This is a genomic window from Agrobacterium sp. 22-223-1 (assembly GCF_053522385.1).
On sequence record NZ_JBNWCN010000002.1, the window covers coordinates 583,516 to 598,303 of the forward strand.

11 protein-coding genes and 3 pseudogenes are annotated in these 14,788 nt (G+C 57.0%); 7 read left to right on the top strand and 7 right to left on the bottom strand.

The window, feature by feature from the left end; translation table 11 throughout:
• Positions 1 to 46: 46 nt before the first annotated feature.
• The 5 genes and pseudogenes from ACQZ60_RS14835 to ACQZ60_RS14855 form a co-directional block, all read left to right on the top strand.
• On the top strand, positions 47 to 802 hold the full coding sequence (locus ACQZ60_RS14835; protein ID WP_153315393.1) for a hypothetical protein: 756 nt from the start codon (positions 47 to 49) through the stop codon (positions 800 to 802).
• A gap of 227 nt (positions 803 to 1,029) precedes the next feature.
• Entirely contained in the window at positions 1,030 to 1,680 is a 651-nt protein-coding gene (locus ACQZ60_RS14840) for an invasion associated locus B family protein (RefSeq protein WP_149622372.1), read from the top strand.
• A gap of 264 nt (positions 1,681 to 1,944) precedes the next feature.
• Entirely contained in the window at positions 1,945 to 3,429 is a 1,485-nt protein-coding gene (locus ACQZ60_RS14845) for an efflux transporter outer membrane subunit (RefSeq protein WP_336508298.1), read from the top strand.
• 244 nt (positions 3,430 to 3,673) lie between these two features.
• On the top strand, positions 3,674 to 3,943 hold the full coding sequence (locus ACQZ60_RS14850) for a hypothetical protein (RefSeq protein WP_149622373.1): 270 nt from the start codon (positions 3,674 to 3,676) through the stop codon (positions 3,941 to 3,943).
• A gap of 84 nt (positions 3,944 to 4,027) precedes the next feature.
• A pseudogene (locus ACQZ60_RS14855) lies at positions 4,028 to 4,715 on the top strand (transposase); the annotation flags it as partial.
• A 117-nt stretch (positions 4,716 to 4,832) separates the two neighbouring features.
• On the opposite strand, the gene ACQZ60_RS14860 reads toward ACQZ60_RS14855, so the two are convergent.
• A complete protein-coding gene (locus ACQZ60_RS14860) occupies positions 4,833 to 6,932 on the bottom strand; it encodes a TonB-dependent receptor (RefSeq protein ID WP_149622374.1) in 2,100 nt (699 codons plus the stop codon).
• 270 nt (positions 6,933 to 7,202) lie between these two features.
• On the opposite strand from ACQZ60_RS14860, the pseudogene ACQZ60_RS14865 reads away from it, so the two are divergent.
• A pseudogene (locus tag ACQZ60_RS14865) lies at positions 7,203 to 7,978 on the top strand (IclR family transcriptional regulator).
• Positions 7,979 to 8,317: 339 nt separating this feature from the next.
• Here ACQZ60_RS14865 and ACQZ60_RS14870 read toward each other — a convergent pair.
• The 4 genes and pseudogenes from ACQZ60_RS14870 to ACQZ60_RS14885 form a co-directional block, all read right to left on the bottom strand.
• Positions 8,318 to 8,452: pseudogene (locus tag ACQZ60_RS14870) on the bottom strand (IS3 family transposase); the annotation flags it as partial.
• An 83-nt stretch (positions 8,453 to 8,535) separates the two neighbouring features.
• The gene (locus ACQZ60_RS14875) at positions 8,536 to 9,528 is read right to left on the bottom strand and encodes a Bug family tripartite tricarboxylate transporter substrate binding protein (RefSeq protein ID WP_236762486.1); all 993 of its coding nucleotides are present in this window, start codon (positions 9,526 to 9,528) and stop codon (positions 8,536 to 8,538) included.
• A 32-nt stretch (positions 9,529 to 9,560) separates the two neighbouring features.
• Positions 9,561 to 11,066 (bottom strand): tripartite tricarboxylate transporter permease, encoded by a 1,506-nt coding sequence (locus ACQZ60_RS14880; RefSeq protein ID WP_149622376.1) that lies wholly within the window; start codon positions 11,064 to 11,066, stop codon positions 9,561 to 9,563.
• Positions 11,059 to 11,709, bottom strand: coding sequence for a tripartite tricarboxylate transporter TctB family protein (locus tag ACQZ60_RS14885; protein WP_174057915.1), 651 nt, complete (start codon positions 11,707 to 11,709; stop codon positions 11,059 to 11,061). Before ACQZ60_RS14885 ends, ACQZ60_RS14880 begins: the two co-directional genes overlap by 8 nt.
• A 102-nt stretch (positions 11,710 to 11,811) precedes the next feature.
• Between ACQZ60_RS14885 and ACQZ60_RS14890 the strand changes: the two genes are divergently transcribed.
• On the top strand, positions 11,812 to 12,726 hold the full coding sequence (locus ACQZ60_RS14890; RefSeq protein WP_149622378.1) for a LysR family transcriptional regulator: 915 nt from the start codon (positions 11,812 to 11,814) through the stop codon (positions 12,724 to 12,726).
• A 28-nt stretch (positions 12,727 to 12,754) separates the two neighbouring features.
• Here the strand turns inward: ACQZ60_RS14890 and ACQZ60_RS14895 are convergent, their stop codons facing one another.
• Together ACQZ60_RS14895 and ACQZ60_RS14900 are read right to left on the bottom strand one after the other, a co-directional pair.
• Positions 12,755 to 13,645, bottom strand: a complete 891-nt coding sequence (locus ACQZ60_RS14895; protein WP_149622379.1) for an amidohydrolase family protein — start codon at positions 13,643 to 13,645, stop codon at positions 12,755 to 12,757.
• Positions 13,645 to 14,667, bottom strand: coding sequence for an amidohydrolase family protein (locus tag ACQZ60_RS14900; protein ID WP_149622380.1), 1,023 nt, complete (start codon positions 14,665 to 14,667; stop codon positions 13,645 to 13,647). Before ACQZ60_RS14900 ends, ACQZ60_RS14895 begins: the two co-directional genes overlap by 1 nt.
• Positions 14,668 to 14,788 lie beyond the last annotated feature (121 nt).

Sequence of the window (14,788 nt, forward strand, 5' to 3'; positions counted from 1 at the left end):
CCGTGAACACTGACATTGGAAGGAAGACGTCATGAGAGGCTCCCTCATGGTTACGGGGCTCCTGTCGGCAGCTTTGGTGATATTGATAAGCGCGCCCTCCCATACGCAAGATCTCAGCGGCGGAACTTCGGAAGAAAGGGAATTGAGGATCCCAATCGTTGCGGGCAATCCAGGCAAGCCGAAGAAGGACGGATCGGCCGCCACCGGAATGTTGCGTCTTCCCATGCCAGGAGGCGGTGACGGTCCTGGCTTGCCTCCGCCCTGGATCCACGGTGAATATCCATTTGCCCAGCCAATCCGACCGCACGAGGATACTGGTCTGCCACCAATCGGCGCGGGGCCTGGTGGCGATTGGCCCGGTGATCCCGCACTTAGTTTTGCAGCGCAATTGTCGGCGTTAGAACTGTATGTCGGTATCGGCGCCGCGCAGATCGATGCTTGGCGCGCCTATACATCCGCATTTATCGCCTTCTTGGAGCCCCCGGCTGTGCCTTGGGTGATCATCGGGCCTCCTTCGCCTCCAGCTACCGGTCGGCCAGCAATGCCGGCTGAAGATCAAAGGGCAGTACCGCTTTTTGCCGAAATCCTCGCCGACGGTGCCATCGTACGTGCGAAGAAGGCCAGGTCCTTGAAGCAGGCGATCGACATCTTGCAAAAGACGCTCCGACCCGAACAGCTCGACAAGCTCGCTAAAGCCGACCACCCTTTTGGTCCGCTTCATCTTTTTGCGCCGCCGCTCCCCCCGGAAATTCTTCCGAGTCCGGGCGGCGACGCCCTGCCTCTGCCTCTGCCGCTGAGGTGAGACACCACCCCCCCATGTCAGCTCCCAGGACGAATGGCGATGAGGCCGGAAACGGCTGTAACTTGGGGTACCCAAAAAACTTCATTGTCGCCCCGGTCCCAACCGTATCAGACAGCCTCTTCTGAGAGCGGCGCTTCCCTCAATTCGAAGACGTGCCGGTCGCAGCGGATTGGGCGCGCAGCCACCGGCGGTTCAGAACGGGCCAACCACGGAAAACGACGACTGAAATGGTAAACACGAAGATTTTGAAACGAATAGCTTGGTTCGCCCCGTCCCTTCTTTTGCTTCACGGCGTTGCCGGCGGCACAGTCTCGGGCGGAGCAGTCGATTGGTTGGTCCTGGGACCGTTGATGCAGCTGGCGTCCGAGAGGATGCCCGGGGCGAGCGGCGAGGTTGATATCCCCTCGGTTACGGCGGAGGATGAGCCCGCGCCGCATTATAGCGCCAATTCCGTTAGGGAGGGTTTTGAGGACTGGGCGGTCGAATGCAAGATTATCGAAGCGGCCCGAAGATGTTCGATGGGGCAATATCATGAAGATAAGAAAACGGGCAGAACGATCATCGCGATAGCGATTTTCCCGCCTGCAGACGGATTAACGCGTGTTCTGGTACTGATGCCGTTTGGTCTTTCGCTGTCGCAGGGAATTCGGCTGAAAATGGATGGTCAACCAGCTGCTCAGATCGCACCCTTTGCGACTTGCGTCGCGGATGGTTGCCTCGTTCCAATGGTCTTTTCAGGGGATAGCATCGATGCTCTGAAACACGCCGGGACCCTAGCGATCGCTGCCACGGTTCACGGCACGTCAACAGAGCAGATGTTCGAGATTTCGTTAAAGGGATTCGCAGCTGCTTACGGGCGGCTAATCAGTTTGAAATGAGAGCCCGTGACGACGTGGTTGGTCGTAAGCAGGAACTGCAGGTCATGCCTGCGCGGCGGGAGTGAGAGGAGCCGAAGAGCGGTGTCCTTCACCACGAGAGCGTTCTTTTGCTCCACGGCACTCAATGCACTAGGCCCTGTTCGTCAGGCGACCTCGAAGCAATTTCATCCCGAGTCACCCTCGCGGGGCAGGATAGGGGCTCCAACGAGCAGCAACGACGGCTTCGTCAGTCCAGCCGAATGGTCTATTTTAAAGGAGGTCATCGTGCCGAAAACGATAATTAATCAAGGCCCCCTACTTGGTTGCGTCCGTCTTTCCGTTATCGGGACAATGGTTGCGACACTTGTCGGGTGCGTCGTCGGGCCTGACTATCAGACGCCGAAAACGGTCCATCTCGCCTCATGGGCCAGTGCAAAAAAGGCCGAACGGGCCAAGCCGCCGGAGCTGACTCAATGGTGGCGAAAGTTGAACGACCCGCTCCTCGACGATCTCATAGCGCAAGCCATCGAGAAGAATTTGGATGTGGCAAGCGCCAAAGCCCGGGTGAGGGAAGCAAGAGCTGCATATCGCCAGCAGACGGGGGCGCTCCTCCCCACACTTGACGGTTCGGCTTCGACAACACGGAGCAAATCCAAGTCGTCCGACGAAAACACGATCTCCACCGAATATCAGATCGGCTTTGACGCGAACTGGGAAATCGATCTGTTCGGCGCAAACCGCCGCGCCGCCGAAGCCGCGCGCTATTCGGCGGAAGCAGCGGACGAAGATTTGCGCGATGCCTATGTCACGCTAATCGGCGACGTTGCCTCATACTATATCCAGGCACGCGAATATCAGGCTCTGATCATCTTGGCCGGACGTACGGCCCGATCGCAGCGCGAAACCGCCTCTCTCACGCGCAAGCAGCAGGAAGCTGGCGATGCAACGAGTGTGGATACTGCTACGGCTGATGCTCAGGCTGCCTCCACGGAAGCCGATATCCCATCCTATCGGATTTCCTATCAGCATTCCGTCCATCGGCTGAGCGTTCTTCTCGGCAACACACCTTCGGCGCTACAGCAACTCATGGATAAACCCGTCCAGATTCCTTCTCCGACATATCCGGTAAACGTCGGCATTCCGGCCGACGTACTGCATTCGCGTCCGGATGTGCGATCGGCGGAAAGACAGTTGGCGCAGTACACGGCAAAGATCGGTCAGGCTGAAGCCGCTAGATATCCCACCATCAGCCTGACGGGCGACATCGCGTCATCGGCAGCAAGCATTTCCGATCTCGCCCAGAAGTCGTCGATCAGTTGGTCGTTCGGACCGACTATTTCGATCCCTCTTTTCAAGGGCGGGCAATTGAAGGCCGCCGTCGACGTGGCAAAGGCACAAAGAGACCAGTATTTCGTTGCCTATCAATCTGCCGTCCTCTCAGCCATGGAAGATGTCGAGAATGCCATCGTCGCTCTCAACCAGTCGCAGCAGCGCCGGGCAAAGCTGTCGGCGTCGGTCGCTGCCTATCGGCAGGCGGTGCAATTGGCGCATGCACTCAACAAGGCCGGGATGGAGGATCTTCTGGATGTATTGGAATCGGAACGCGATCTGTACTCCACCGAAGAAGACCTCATCGAGAGTAAAGCGAATATAGCAACCTATTATGTCTCCCTCCACAAGGCCTTGGGTGGCGGATGGGAAGGGAATGCCCGCGTCGAAAAACCCGCAGTTGTGGATACGGATACAGGACCCAGGATCGCCAGCAGGTGAGCTCAGTCATTGCGGTTTCGCCGATCAGATAGCGCCACATGGGCCGTGGCAGGCGGCCGCCCCCAGTCGCATTCGGCTCTCGATGGCGTAATTCAAACGTGCCGAAAGACGGTTGAGCGTCCGAGCAGTTGCTCCAACTTCGCCTGGGCCGTCTCCGGGAGTGTGCACATACTCAGTCCGATCCGACATGTCCGATCGAACTATCGACAAGCCGCAGGGGTTTTAGGAGGCCGCAGAGATCGAAATGATCGTGCTGCTGACGATGATCAAGACAATCCAGTCGGCAAGGACCATCCGGGCGCCGGTCTGTGATTGGTTGGCGGAAGAGGTCAGGGAGGGGCATGCTTTTGGTGGCAATGGTCCTTTTGGGCTTGAGAAATTTTCCACCGGTCGGGTGGAAAGCAGCGAACTCATTGTTCTTCGTACCACTCTGTCCGGCCCGAATTGCTGGCCCATCCTAAAGGCAACAACTCCCCGCACGGTATGTTCTATTATCGAGGGACGTATCTATTAAGCCTTTGGGGGTGAACTGCACCCCCTTTCGACCGGACAATCGGCATAAGCAGAAAGGCTCAAGCACGGGCTTGAGGACAGGCTTATGTCTAACGAGTATCGACATGTTGAATTGCTGACGGGTGATATCCGCCGGAGGCGGTGAACAACCGAGCAGAAGCTGACAATCATTGAGCAGAGTTTCGAACCAGGCGAGACGGTATCTTCGACCGCTCGCCGCCATGGCGTTGCGCCCAATCTGCTTTACCGGTGGCGCAGGCTCTTAAGTGAGGGAGGTGCCGCCGCCGTGGATTCAGACGAGCCGGTTGTCGGCAATTCGGAAGTGAAGAAGCTTGAAGACCGCGTCCGCGAGCTGGAGCGGATGCTGGGCCGCAATGGAGGTCGAGATACTCCGCGAAGCCCTTTCGAAAGCAGACTCAAAAAAACGGATATCGCGGCCGATCTTGTTGCCGAAGGACGGTTCCCGATGAAAGCCGTCGCAGACACGCTTGGGGGTGTGCCGTTCCAACCTCGTGGAGCGGTTGAAAGGCAGATCAAAGCCGCGCGGGCCCTATCGGAAGGCCGAGGATGCAGAGCTTCTGCCCGCCATTCGCAGGTTGGTGGATCAGAGGCCAACCTATGGCTATCGGCGGATCGCCGCGCTCCTCAATCGCGAAAGGCGAGCCGCCGATAAGCCTGTCGTCAACGCCAAACGGGTTCACCGCATCATGGGCAACCACGCCATGTTGCTGGAGAAGCATACGGCCGTTCGCAAGGGCCGCATCCATGACGGCTCCGCAAATCCGAATGAATTATAACTACTTGAAACACTCAACTATTTTAGAAAGGACACTTGGGCTCGTGGATGAGTTCCAAGCCTGCCGAGCGTCGATAGTTGGTGAGGCGATGGCTCAGAACGTGCCGCGGACGCCGATGCCAAACATGCGCGGTTCGGTCATGCTGGCCTCGATACCACCAATGCCGCGGTTCTGCTGCATATAGGTGGGCGCGCGCTCGTCGAAGACGTTCTTGACGTAAGCGTAGAACTCAAGCTCCTCCTGGAACTTGTAGCTCGCCCGCACGTCCGCGATCGTATAGGGATCGATCGCATAGGTGGCCGTATTGGCCGTATCGGAATAATAACCGTCGATATGGCGCACCTGTCCAGAAACGGTGAACTTGTCGGTCACATCCCAGCTTGCGCCGATACTAAACATGTAGCCCGGCGATTTTGCGAATTCATTGCCGGCATAGCTGGTGTTGCTGGCGATCTCGTCGATTTCGGTCTTCAGCAGACCGGCGCTGGCCTTCAGCGTCAGATTGTCGAGAACCTGATAATCGGCGCCAACTTCCAGACCATAGGCGTGAGCCTTCTGTGCATTGATCGTATAGGACTGGGTAACACCCGAAGAGATGACGACCGGAATGTTAAATTGGGCATTCGTATAGTCCATGTAGAACAGGTTGCTGTTAAGCACCAGCCGGTCATCCAGCAGACTCGCGCGGGTGAACAACTCATAGTTCCAGATCTTTTCCTCCTCGAAGGTCATCCATTTGCCCGAGGAGATATTGAGTGACACCCCGCCCGGATTGTACCCGCGGCTGATCATGCCACCGACAGTCCAGTCGTCGTTCACCGCATAGGCAAGCGTCGCCTTGGGTAGCAGTTCGGAGAATGTTTCGTCAAAATCCACGGCCTGAGCCGAATAGACGGAACGGCCGGTACGCTGAATTCGGTCCTGCTGGTAGCGCAGCCCGCCGGTCAGCGTCCATTGGTCGGTTAGGCGATAACTCAACTCGCTGAAGATACCTAAGTTATCTTTGGTGTCGTCGAACGTCGAAAGACTATTGTTATATCGCCCCGTAAGCCGAAGAAGCTCGTCAGCCTGAGTATGAGCGTAATAAATACCCGCAACACCGCTCAGCACGTCTTCCTGATCACCGAAGGTCACGCGTGTTTCGTGGGAAGTGTTCGTCTGGTCGATATCCGCATCGCCGTTATTCACGACGCCAACCCGGCGTCTGGCATCGGAAGCCGAGAACTGCGTCTGGTTGAACAGTTTCACGCCGTTCTCGAAATCGTAATTGATGTCGAGAATACCGGTGTGGGTGTTCTGGCTCCAGCTTGGCATGGTGGTGGTGACGTGATTGAGATCCTCGAAAGGACGCGACGCCGCTTCCTGGCTCGGCCGGTTGGCGGCATTATAGGAATAGGTCAGTTTGGTCGTCAGCCCGGGAATCTCCGGCGGTTCCCACAGAAGCTTGAAGCGACCGTTGAACTCCTTGAAGTCCTGATCCGTTCCCTCATGGGCGAATGCGGAATTGATGTAATCGATGAAGGTGTCGCGGCCGGAATAATCAACCGCCAGACGCGCCGCCAGCTGATCCTCGACAAGCGGGCCCGAAAGCGCAAATGAAGCCCGCTTCTGGTGGTAATTCCCGATTTCCGCCTGATAGGAGGCTTCCGGCGTGAATGTCGGATCCTTCGTGTTGACGATGATCGCGCCGGCTATGGCGTTGGCACCCTGCGAGGTGGTCTGTGGGCCACGGAAAACTTCGATGCTTTCGACATCCCAGATGGAGGTGGCACCATAGATGAATTCGTTATAACCGAGATAATGGCCGTCTACATTGATCGTGGCGCGTGGCACGGTGCCGGCAAAAAATGCCGTCGCGCCCGTATTCGGACCTTGCGTATCCAGACCGCGAATGATCGGGGCGCTGACATTGTCGGTGTAAACGACGTTCGGAATATCCTTGATCGCTTCCGATACGGTCGGGTCGCCGGTCTTTTCCTTCTTGATTTTATCCCCGGATATGACCGAAACGGACGACGCCGTGTTCTTCATGTCACGCGCCACTTTTTCACCGGTCACGACGATCGGCTTCAAGACGGTGGTGCCCACCGTCGTCGCCTGCTGATCCTGACCGAGAACCGGCGTCACAAACAATGTCGCCAGCGTCAGAGCGCTGACCCCGCTCATCAAGCGACCGTTAGAGCTAAACCCCATCACACACCCCTAATAAACATGAGTATTAAAGTCATATTCAAGTAACGGAAGCGTTATCCGTTTCGCAATAGAGAATGCGTTCTGTATTGCGGACAAAAAGGCTTCCGTAACGGGATGTGCCATATTTACAACAAAGTTTACGGACCGCCGCTTCCTCACCCGCAGCGTTTCGAAAGGGAACAGCATAGTTCCGTCCGCAGAAATCGATTCCGATTTCCGGCCCGATGCGTTAGGCATGCTCAACAAAACGGGGGAACGCGCTTGAACGCCATGGGTGACGATTCGGACAAACTGCCGGAAACGAGGGCGAAAAGCGCTCGGCCCTCATTCAGTCGGTGTCGATCGCGGCGCGTTTCCTCAATCTTCTCGCCAGATCGGACAGGGCGTTGGCACTTGGCGAACTGGCCAAACGCGCCGGCACCGGCCGTTCCACCGCGCATCGCTACATGCAAAGCCTCGTGCGGGAGGGGCTGGTGATACAGGACCCCGCAAGCGGCAGTTACGATCTCGGACCGGCGGCGCTTGGGATAGGCATCAGCGCGCTCAGGCGAATCAATCCGGTCGAAACCGCCGGCCGCCAGATGAATGCGCTTGCCTCCAGGATCGGCGCCAGCTGCGGCGTGGCGATCTGGACCGAGCGCGGCCCGACCGTGGTGCGGTGGGCGAGAAGCGCCAGCTTTTCCATCAGCACCGTGGCGCTCGGCGATGTTCTGCCGCTGGACAACAGCGCCTGCGGGCTGGTTTTTCAGGCTTACCTGCCACCGGACAGGATAGCCGCCGTGCGCAGGCTGCAACCGGCCGCCTTTCGCGGCTCCCGTCCCGATGCCGGCATTCTGGAAACCATCCGCGAAGCCGGTGGCGCGGAACTCAATGAACATCTGTTCTCCGCCCTGACCGGCAAGGCCGCACCGGTTTTCGACGCCCAGGGCGAACTCTGTTGTGTCGTCACCACCGTATCCTTCGTGGCCACCGCCGAGACCGAACGGCATTTTTCCCGACTGATCGAAGCAGCTAGACAGGCGACGGCCGAATCCGGCGGCGCATAAGCCTATTCGGCCAGATGCTCCGCAAAGGTGCAGCACGAGGATAGCTTGGACTAGTGTGAGTACCGGATCCGCCACACCAGCGACGGTCGGCTTCCGATTAATAACTTCTTCCTAGAACGCTATCAGGCCGTTTTGTACCCGACGGAAGGGAAGCTTCGCCGCAGCTGGCAAGTACTCTTTGGGCGGATCTGCAGTTGCCCAGCCGTGCCCTTGCCCCCTTTATCAAGGGAGTCTGACCCCGCCCCCAAGTTTTATCCGGTTTTTGAGTTCGCTCGCGCGGTTATTGAGGTGCTCCCCGATTTAGGGCCAGCGGGAGCTGGAATTTTCCGGGGTTAAGGCTCAGTTCGGCGGAGGTGCCGATGAGCCGTTCATGAGCGAAATCGGCACCTTGTTACCGATAGCGCTGTGTGGCGGGAACTCATCATAGTCTCTACGCCAATCCTCACGGCACGATTTTGGAACAGCGAGGTTGACGGGGGTCGATTCTCTCAAGATCTTCACAGTGGAGGCTTGGAATTTCATTGGCCCCGCCAGAAGCGGGGCTGAATTTTTTTCGATCAATCGAGGCGGATACCGGCTTTGTTGACCAGCGCTCCCCATCGGTCGATTTCGGTGGCAATGTGCTGACTGTAGTGGGACGGACTGTTCGTCCAAACATCTGCACCCTCGACCGAAAGGCGATCGCGGATTTGACTGTCTGCCATGCCTTTCACGATCTCGTTGTTCAACGTCTCGATGATTTCTTTGGGAGTTCCGGCGGGTGCCGAGATGCCATACCACTGCGACGCCTCAAAGCCTGAGAAGGTCTCCGCGACGGTTGGGACTGTCGGAGCTGAGCGAAGACGCGTTTCACCCGACACGGCGAGCGCTTTAAGCTTTCCGGCCTCGACATGTTGGAGGAGGTTCGGCGCGCCGGTAAAGGTTAGTTGTACCCTACCGCCAAGAAGATCAGTAACAGCCGGCGCCGTCCCCTTATACGGAACGTGGGTCATCTTGACGCCAGCCTGCTCATTAAGTGCGACCATCGCGATATGCGCTGCACTGCCATTGCCGCCGGACGCGTAGTTCAACTTGCGGGGGTTTTGCTTCGCATATTCGATGAGCTCGGCGAGAGTGTTTACCGGTACATCGGGATTGACGACGAGCATATTGTGAACCTTAGCGATCCCGCTGACATGCTCGAGGCTCTTCAATGGGTCATAGGATAGCTTCGGATAAAGGGCAGGTGCGACGGCAAGCGTACCAATGTGCCCCATGACCAAGGTATATCCGTCGGGCTGTGCCCTGGCCACGGCCGCTACCCCGACCGTTCCACCTGCTCCGGGTCGTGACTCAACGATGACGGGCTGTTTCAGAGCTGTTTCGAGTTTCTGGCCAAGCAAACGCGCGAGAATGTCGGTCGACCCTCCCGGGGTAAACGGAACGATCAACGTGATGTTCCGGCCTGGGTAGGTTTGCGCCTGAGCGCTCAATCCCGGTAAAGCCGTCGCGGCAGCCGCAGCCGTCCCGATGAGCATCGTGCGCCTGGTAATTCTTATGTCTTGGTTCATGTGCATTCTCCTCCAAAGATGCGTGGTTTTTGTTAGTCGTCCGCGAAAACCTCATCGCGCCCGCGCCGAATGCTCGGTAAAAGGGCGAGAACGAGTGTCACTGCTGCGAGCAAAAGCAATGAGATACTGATCGAGCTTTCTACTAGCGTAGCTAGCGAACCATGGGAGATCAGCAGCGCCCGCCGGAAGTTCTCCTCGATGAGATCTCCCAGCACAAAGCCGAGAAGCAGCGGGGCGGGTTCGAACCCGAGCCGCGTCAATGCGTATCCGAGCAGGCCGAAGAAGCCGATGAATAGCACGTCGGTCGGCATTGAGCTGATCGTGTAAATGCCAATACAGCAAAACAGCAATATCGCCGGGAACATCAACCGGTACGGGACCGTCAAAAGCCTGACCCAGATCCCAACCATTGGGAGATTGATCACAAGCAGCATCAGGTTGCCGATCCACATGGACGCAATCATTCCCCAGAATAGGTCAGGGCTCTTCGTCATGACCTGCGGACCTGGCACGATGCCATGAATGGTCATCGCACCCACCATCAGCGCCATAACTGCGTTAGAGGGGATACCCAGTGTCAGAAGCGGTATGAACGATGTCTGTGCCCCGGCATTGTTGGCTGATTCTGGCCCCGCGACACCTTCGATGGCTCCATTTCCGAAGCGATCGGGCGTCTTGGATATCTTCTTTTCCAATGTGTAAGAAGCGAAGGGACCTAGGATCGCCCCGCTTCCTGGCAAGATACCGAGAATAGCTCCAATCACGGTGCCACGAAGGACCGGCCAACTGGATGCTTTGACGTCGCTCCTGTTCGGTAGCAAACGCCCGATCGCCTTTTTCACGGTATCGCGTGTTTCTGGCGCGTCGAGGTTCCTAAGAACTTCGGATATGCCAAATAATCCCATGGCGAGGACCGAGAAATCAATGCCGTCTGCCAGGAACGGCAATCCGAACGTCATCCGTTCTTCGCCGGTCTCAAGGTCTGTCCCCACCGTCGAAAGCAGGATGCCGACCAGGATCATGGCGACAGCCTTGATGACGGACCCTCTTGCCAGAACGACAGCGAAAATTAGCCCCATCACAACCAGTGCAAAATATTCCGGAGCGCCGAACATCAGGGCTATACCGGTAAGTGGACCGCTCAAGGCCGCGATGACAATTGTCGCGACCGTACCGGCAATGAACGATCCGATTGCGGCGACGCCGAGGGCGACGCCAGCTCTGCCCTGCTTCGCCATCTGATGTCCATCAAGCGCCGTCACGACTGATGAGGCTTCACCTGGAATGTTGACGAGGATTGCTGTTGTGGATCCGCCGTATTGGGCACCGTAATAGATGCCTGCTAACATGATCAGGGCACCGGTCGGATCGATGCCGAATGTAATTGGCAGCAGCATGGCTATAGTGGCGATAGGGCCAACGCCTGGCAAGACACCAATCAGGGTGCCAACAAGACATCCGATGAATGCTAAGCCAAGGTTGACTGGGGTGAAGGCGATTGAGAACCCAAAGGCGAGATTAGCGAATAGGTCAGGCATTGTTCGCCTCCGCTTTTTTCGATGCTGTCCCGTCCGCTTTTGCTGATACGACATTGGAGGAGATGTGCGCTGTTATGGCGAGAACTACCAAAAGACCAGTCGTAACCCTCAGCACCAGCTTCGCCGAGATCCCTGACAACACGACGTTCAGAATCTTTGGGAAGACCGGAAGCGGGAGGTTCAAGACGTCCGCAAACAGCAGGATGCTGAATGCCGTCAGTGAAAAAGCGATTATGAGCAGTTCGCGAAGATTTGTCTCAGGCGATGCATAGCCGGCGATAAGCACCGTTGTTGGGCCGGCAATGAGCATGCCGAGACCCGGGGTCGTGACGAGACCAAGGTCGAATGGGCGGATGGTCAACGCAAAGACCGCCACAGAGAGTGAGACCAATGCGAGCCCTCGCCAGTTTGTACGGCCAAAGCCGCTCGCGGGGGATCGCAGGCCCGCAGCGAAAAGCACTGCACCGAGGACGCTGATCGCCATTCCAAGGTATCGAGGCAAGAAGCCCGCGCCCATCGACGACAAGTTGCCCTGGCTCAAATCGCTTGTGAGCCAGATCGCAAAACATCCGAGTGCGATCAGAAATGCGCCCGCAAATACGTTTTCATTGAGCGACGGAGTCGCTTTTCTCCCTAAAGTCATATGCACCTCCCTTGCATACTCTGATAGATCGTGCATTTTTCCCGATGAAACAAACGAATTTAATGAACCATCAGATGATCTAGATTCATTAGGAGTGTAGAGATGAGCATTGTTTCGCGCATGGATTTTCTTGGCCTTCAGGCGTTCGTGGCGATCGCCGATCGAGGTAGCTTTCGCGAAGCAGCACAACACCTTCATTTGTCTCATACGGCGATAAGCCACCGTATTCGAAAGCTTGAAGACGAGGTCGGCCAGAAGCTGTTCATGCGTAGTAGCAAGGAGGTAAGCCTTACCCAGGCGGGGCTGGAACTGCTTCCCAAGGTCAAGGAGATGCTTGCTGTCCTAGCGGCAACGATCGACGACTTGAAGCTATCTGGGAACGCGCGCCGCGAACGAATTGCAATCGGTTGCCTCCCGACATTCGCCGCCGGCCGGCTTCCCGAGATTTTGAAGAGTTTCAGCGCTGCCAATCCTGACGTTGTCGTCCACATCTTCGACAAGTCAGCAGCGGAGATCTCAGACTTGCTCGCAAAAGGTCTCATCGAGTTCGGCATTACCATCATCACCACCAACCGTTGGGACTTTGATGCTGAGGTCCTTGTCGAAGATCCTTTTGTTCTTGTAGCTCCTTCTGATCATGCCTTGGCTCAGCCCATGGCGGTAAAGTGGCGTGACTTGGAGGGTTTCCCGCTTATCCGTGTCTCTCAGCATTCCGGAAACCGCCTCATCATCGACGATGCGCTGGCCGGCTCCGATTTCGACTTGTCGTGGCAATTCGAGGCACAACATCTTCAAACAGCGATTGCGATGGCGCGGGCAGGAACGGCGTTAGCTGTGGTTCCTCGCATGGCTTTTGATGCAACAGCCGACACCGCGCTATCGCTCCAGGTCCTTACCGAGCCGAACGTCTCCCGCGAAATCGGCATCATCACCCGTAAGAGCGGTTCGCTGTCCGCCAATGCGGAAAGACTACGAAATCTTATCCGGCAGTCTTTCGGCTATGTGGGAGACGCATAAATTGCTCGACGATCGCTCGAGCTGCTCGTTAGTCGTTCCAATAGATGCGCATCGGGTTCTCGACGAGAAGCTTTTTCTGAAGTTCGGCAGTCGGCGCTATGCGCGGGATGATGTCAACCAGGTGACCGTCGTCCGGCATGTGAGTGGTCATGTTGGGATGAGGCCAGTCCGTGCCCCAGAGCACGCGATCGGGAAAACGTTCGACCAGCATACGGGCGAAGGGAACGACGTCGTCGTAGCCTGGTGCTCCCGTTTTTGACAGACGCTCCGGGCAACTGACCTTGCTGACGACGTTTTCGTATTCCGCCATCAATTTCACGAAGCGGCCGAATTCCGGACCGTCGACAGGCTTGCTGACGTCCGGTCTTCCCATGTGGTCGACCACGACAGTCGTCGGCAGCGAGGTGAAGAACTTCCATCTTTCCTCAAGGTCTGCTGCTTCGAAATAGATGACGACATGCCAGCCCAACGGTGCGATGCGGTCGATAATGGTGCGGTAATAGGCGTCCGATTTGGGATCTACGAGGCGGCGGACAAAATTGAAGCGTACGCCCCGGACTCCGGCTTCGTTCAGTTGCGAAAGCTCATCGTCGGAAACTGTGTCGCGTACGGTCGCCACGCCGCGTGCCTTGCCGTTGGAGGCTTGCAGTGCATCGACAAGCGCACGGTTGTCTGCGCCATGGCAGGTTGCCTGTACGATGACGTTGCGGTCGAAACCTAGATAGTCGCGCAACGCGAATAATTTGTCCTTACCGGCATCGCAAGGCGTATATTTACGCTCATCTGCATATGGAAAAGCGTTGCCCGGGCCGAAGACATGACAATGCGCGTCGACTGCGCCGGCCGGCGGACGATAGCGCGGTTTGCTGGGATCAGGATCGAAACATAACCAGTTCGGGTCCATCGTGAATGTCGTCATTACAATCCCCTTACCTTCAGTTGTGCGTCGAGACGCGGATAGACGCGACGGGCATTCAGTTCGAACACCTTTTTCTTGTCGGCATCCGAAATATCGAGAGCATCGACATAGCGTTTGGTGTCATCGAAATAATGGCCGGTCTGCGGGTCGATTCCGCGGACAGCGCCCACCATTTCCGAGCCGAACAGGATGTTGTCGACGTCTATGACCTCGAACAGCAAGTCGATGCCGGGCTGATGATAGACGCAGGTATCGAAGAACACGTTTTTCATGACGTGCTCGTCGAGCGGTGGCCGTTTCAGCATGTCCGCCAGTCCGCGATAACGCCCCCAGTGATAGGGGACAGCGCCACCGCCGTGGGGAATTATGAAGCGCAGATCCGGAAAGTCCTTGAACAAGTCACCCTCTAGGAATTGCATGAAGGCAATCGTGTCCGCGGCAATATAGTAGGCGCCGGTGGCATGCATGGCGCAATTGCAACTCCCGGAGACATGGATCATCGCCGGGACATCGAGCTCGACCATTTTCTCGAAGAACGGATACCAGGCCTTGTCCGTCAGAGGCGGTGCATCGAAACGTCCGCCAGACGGATCGGGGTTTAGATTGCAGCCGACAAATCCCAGTTCCGAAACGCAGCGTTCCAGCTCTTCGATCGAGGTGGAAACGGAGATGCCGGGTGTCTGCGGCAGTTGGCAAACACCGACGAATGTCTCCGGATAGAGGTCGACAACGCGCTTGATCAGATCGTTGGAACGCCGTGCCCATACTTTTGCCGCAGGCTGGTCGCCGACGTGGGGCGCCATCGCCGAAGCGCGTGGTGAAAAGATCGTCATGTCGGCGCCGCGCTCGCGCAAGAGCCGCAACTGGTTGGCCTCGATCGTCTCACGGATCTCGTCGTCGGAAATTTCGGGATAAGCTGGATTGATATCGCCACCGCTTTTGATCGCGTCTTCCTGACGACCACGCCATTGAGAATGAGCGGCGGGTGCAGTTGTGTAGTGGCCGTGGCAATCGATAATCATGACGTCCGGGTTCCTCCTGTATTTTTAAGCGTCCTGAAAGCGCGAAGCTGCGGCCGCATCCATGACAAGCGGAAGGAGTTTGGAACGTGATCAGACTTGGTGAGCGGTTCTCCTCCCGGCT

Coding starts and splice junctions, on each gene's coding strand:
- ACQZ60_RS14880 (WP_149622376.1), bottom strand. CDS start 11,066: ATGCCTGACCTATTCGCTAATCTCGCCTTTGGGTTCTCAATCGCCTTC.
- ACQZ60_RS14900 (WP_149622380.1), bottom strand. CDS start 14,667: ATGATTATCGATTGCCACGGCCACTACACAACTGCACCCGCCGCTCAT.
- ACQZ60_RS14885 (WP_174057915.1), bottom strand. CDS start 11,709: ATGACTTTAGGGAGAAAAGCGACTCCGTCGCTCAATGAAAACGTATTT.
- ACQZ60_RS14890 (WP_149622378.1), top strand. CDS start 11,812: ATGAGCATTGTTTCGCGCATGGATTTTCTTGGCCTTCAGGCGTTCGTG.
- ACQZ60_RS14835 (WP_153315393.1), top strand. CDS start 47: ATGGTTACGGGGCTCCTGTCGGCAGCTTTGGTGATATTGATAAGCGCG.
- ACQZ60_RS14875 (WP_236762486.1), bottom strand. CDS start 9,528: ATGAACCAAGACATAAGAATTACCAGGCGCACGATGCTCATCGGGACG.
- ACQZ60_RS14840 (WP_149622372.1), top strand. CDS start 1,030: ATGGTAAACACGAAGATTTTGAAACGAATAGCTTGGTTCGCCCCGTCC.
- ACQZ60_RS14860 (WP_149622374.1), bottom strand. CDS start 6,932: ATGGGGTTTAGCTCTAACGGTCGCTTGATGAGCGGGGTCAGCGCTCTG.
- ACQZ60_RS14895 (WP_149622379.1), bottom strand. CDS start 13,645: ATGACGACATTCACGATGGACCCGAACTGGTTATGTTTCGATCCTGAT.
- ACQZ60_RS14850 (WP_149622373.1), top strand. CDS start 3,674: ATGATCGTGCTGCTGACGATGATCAAGACAATCCAGTCGGCAAGGACC.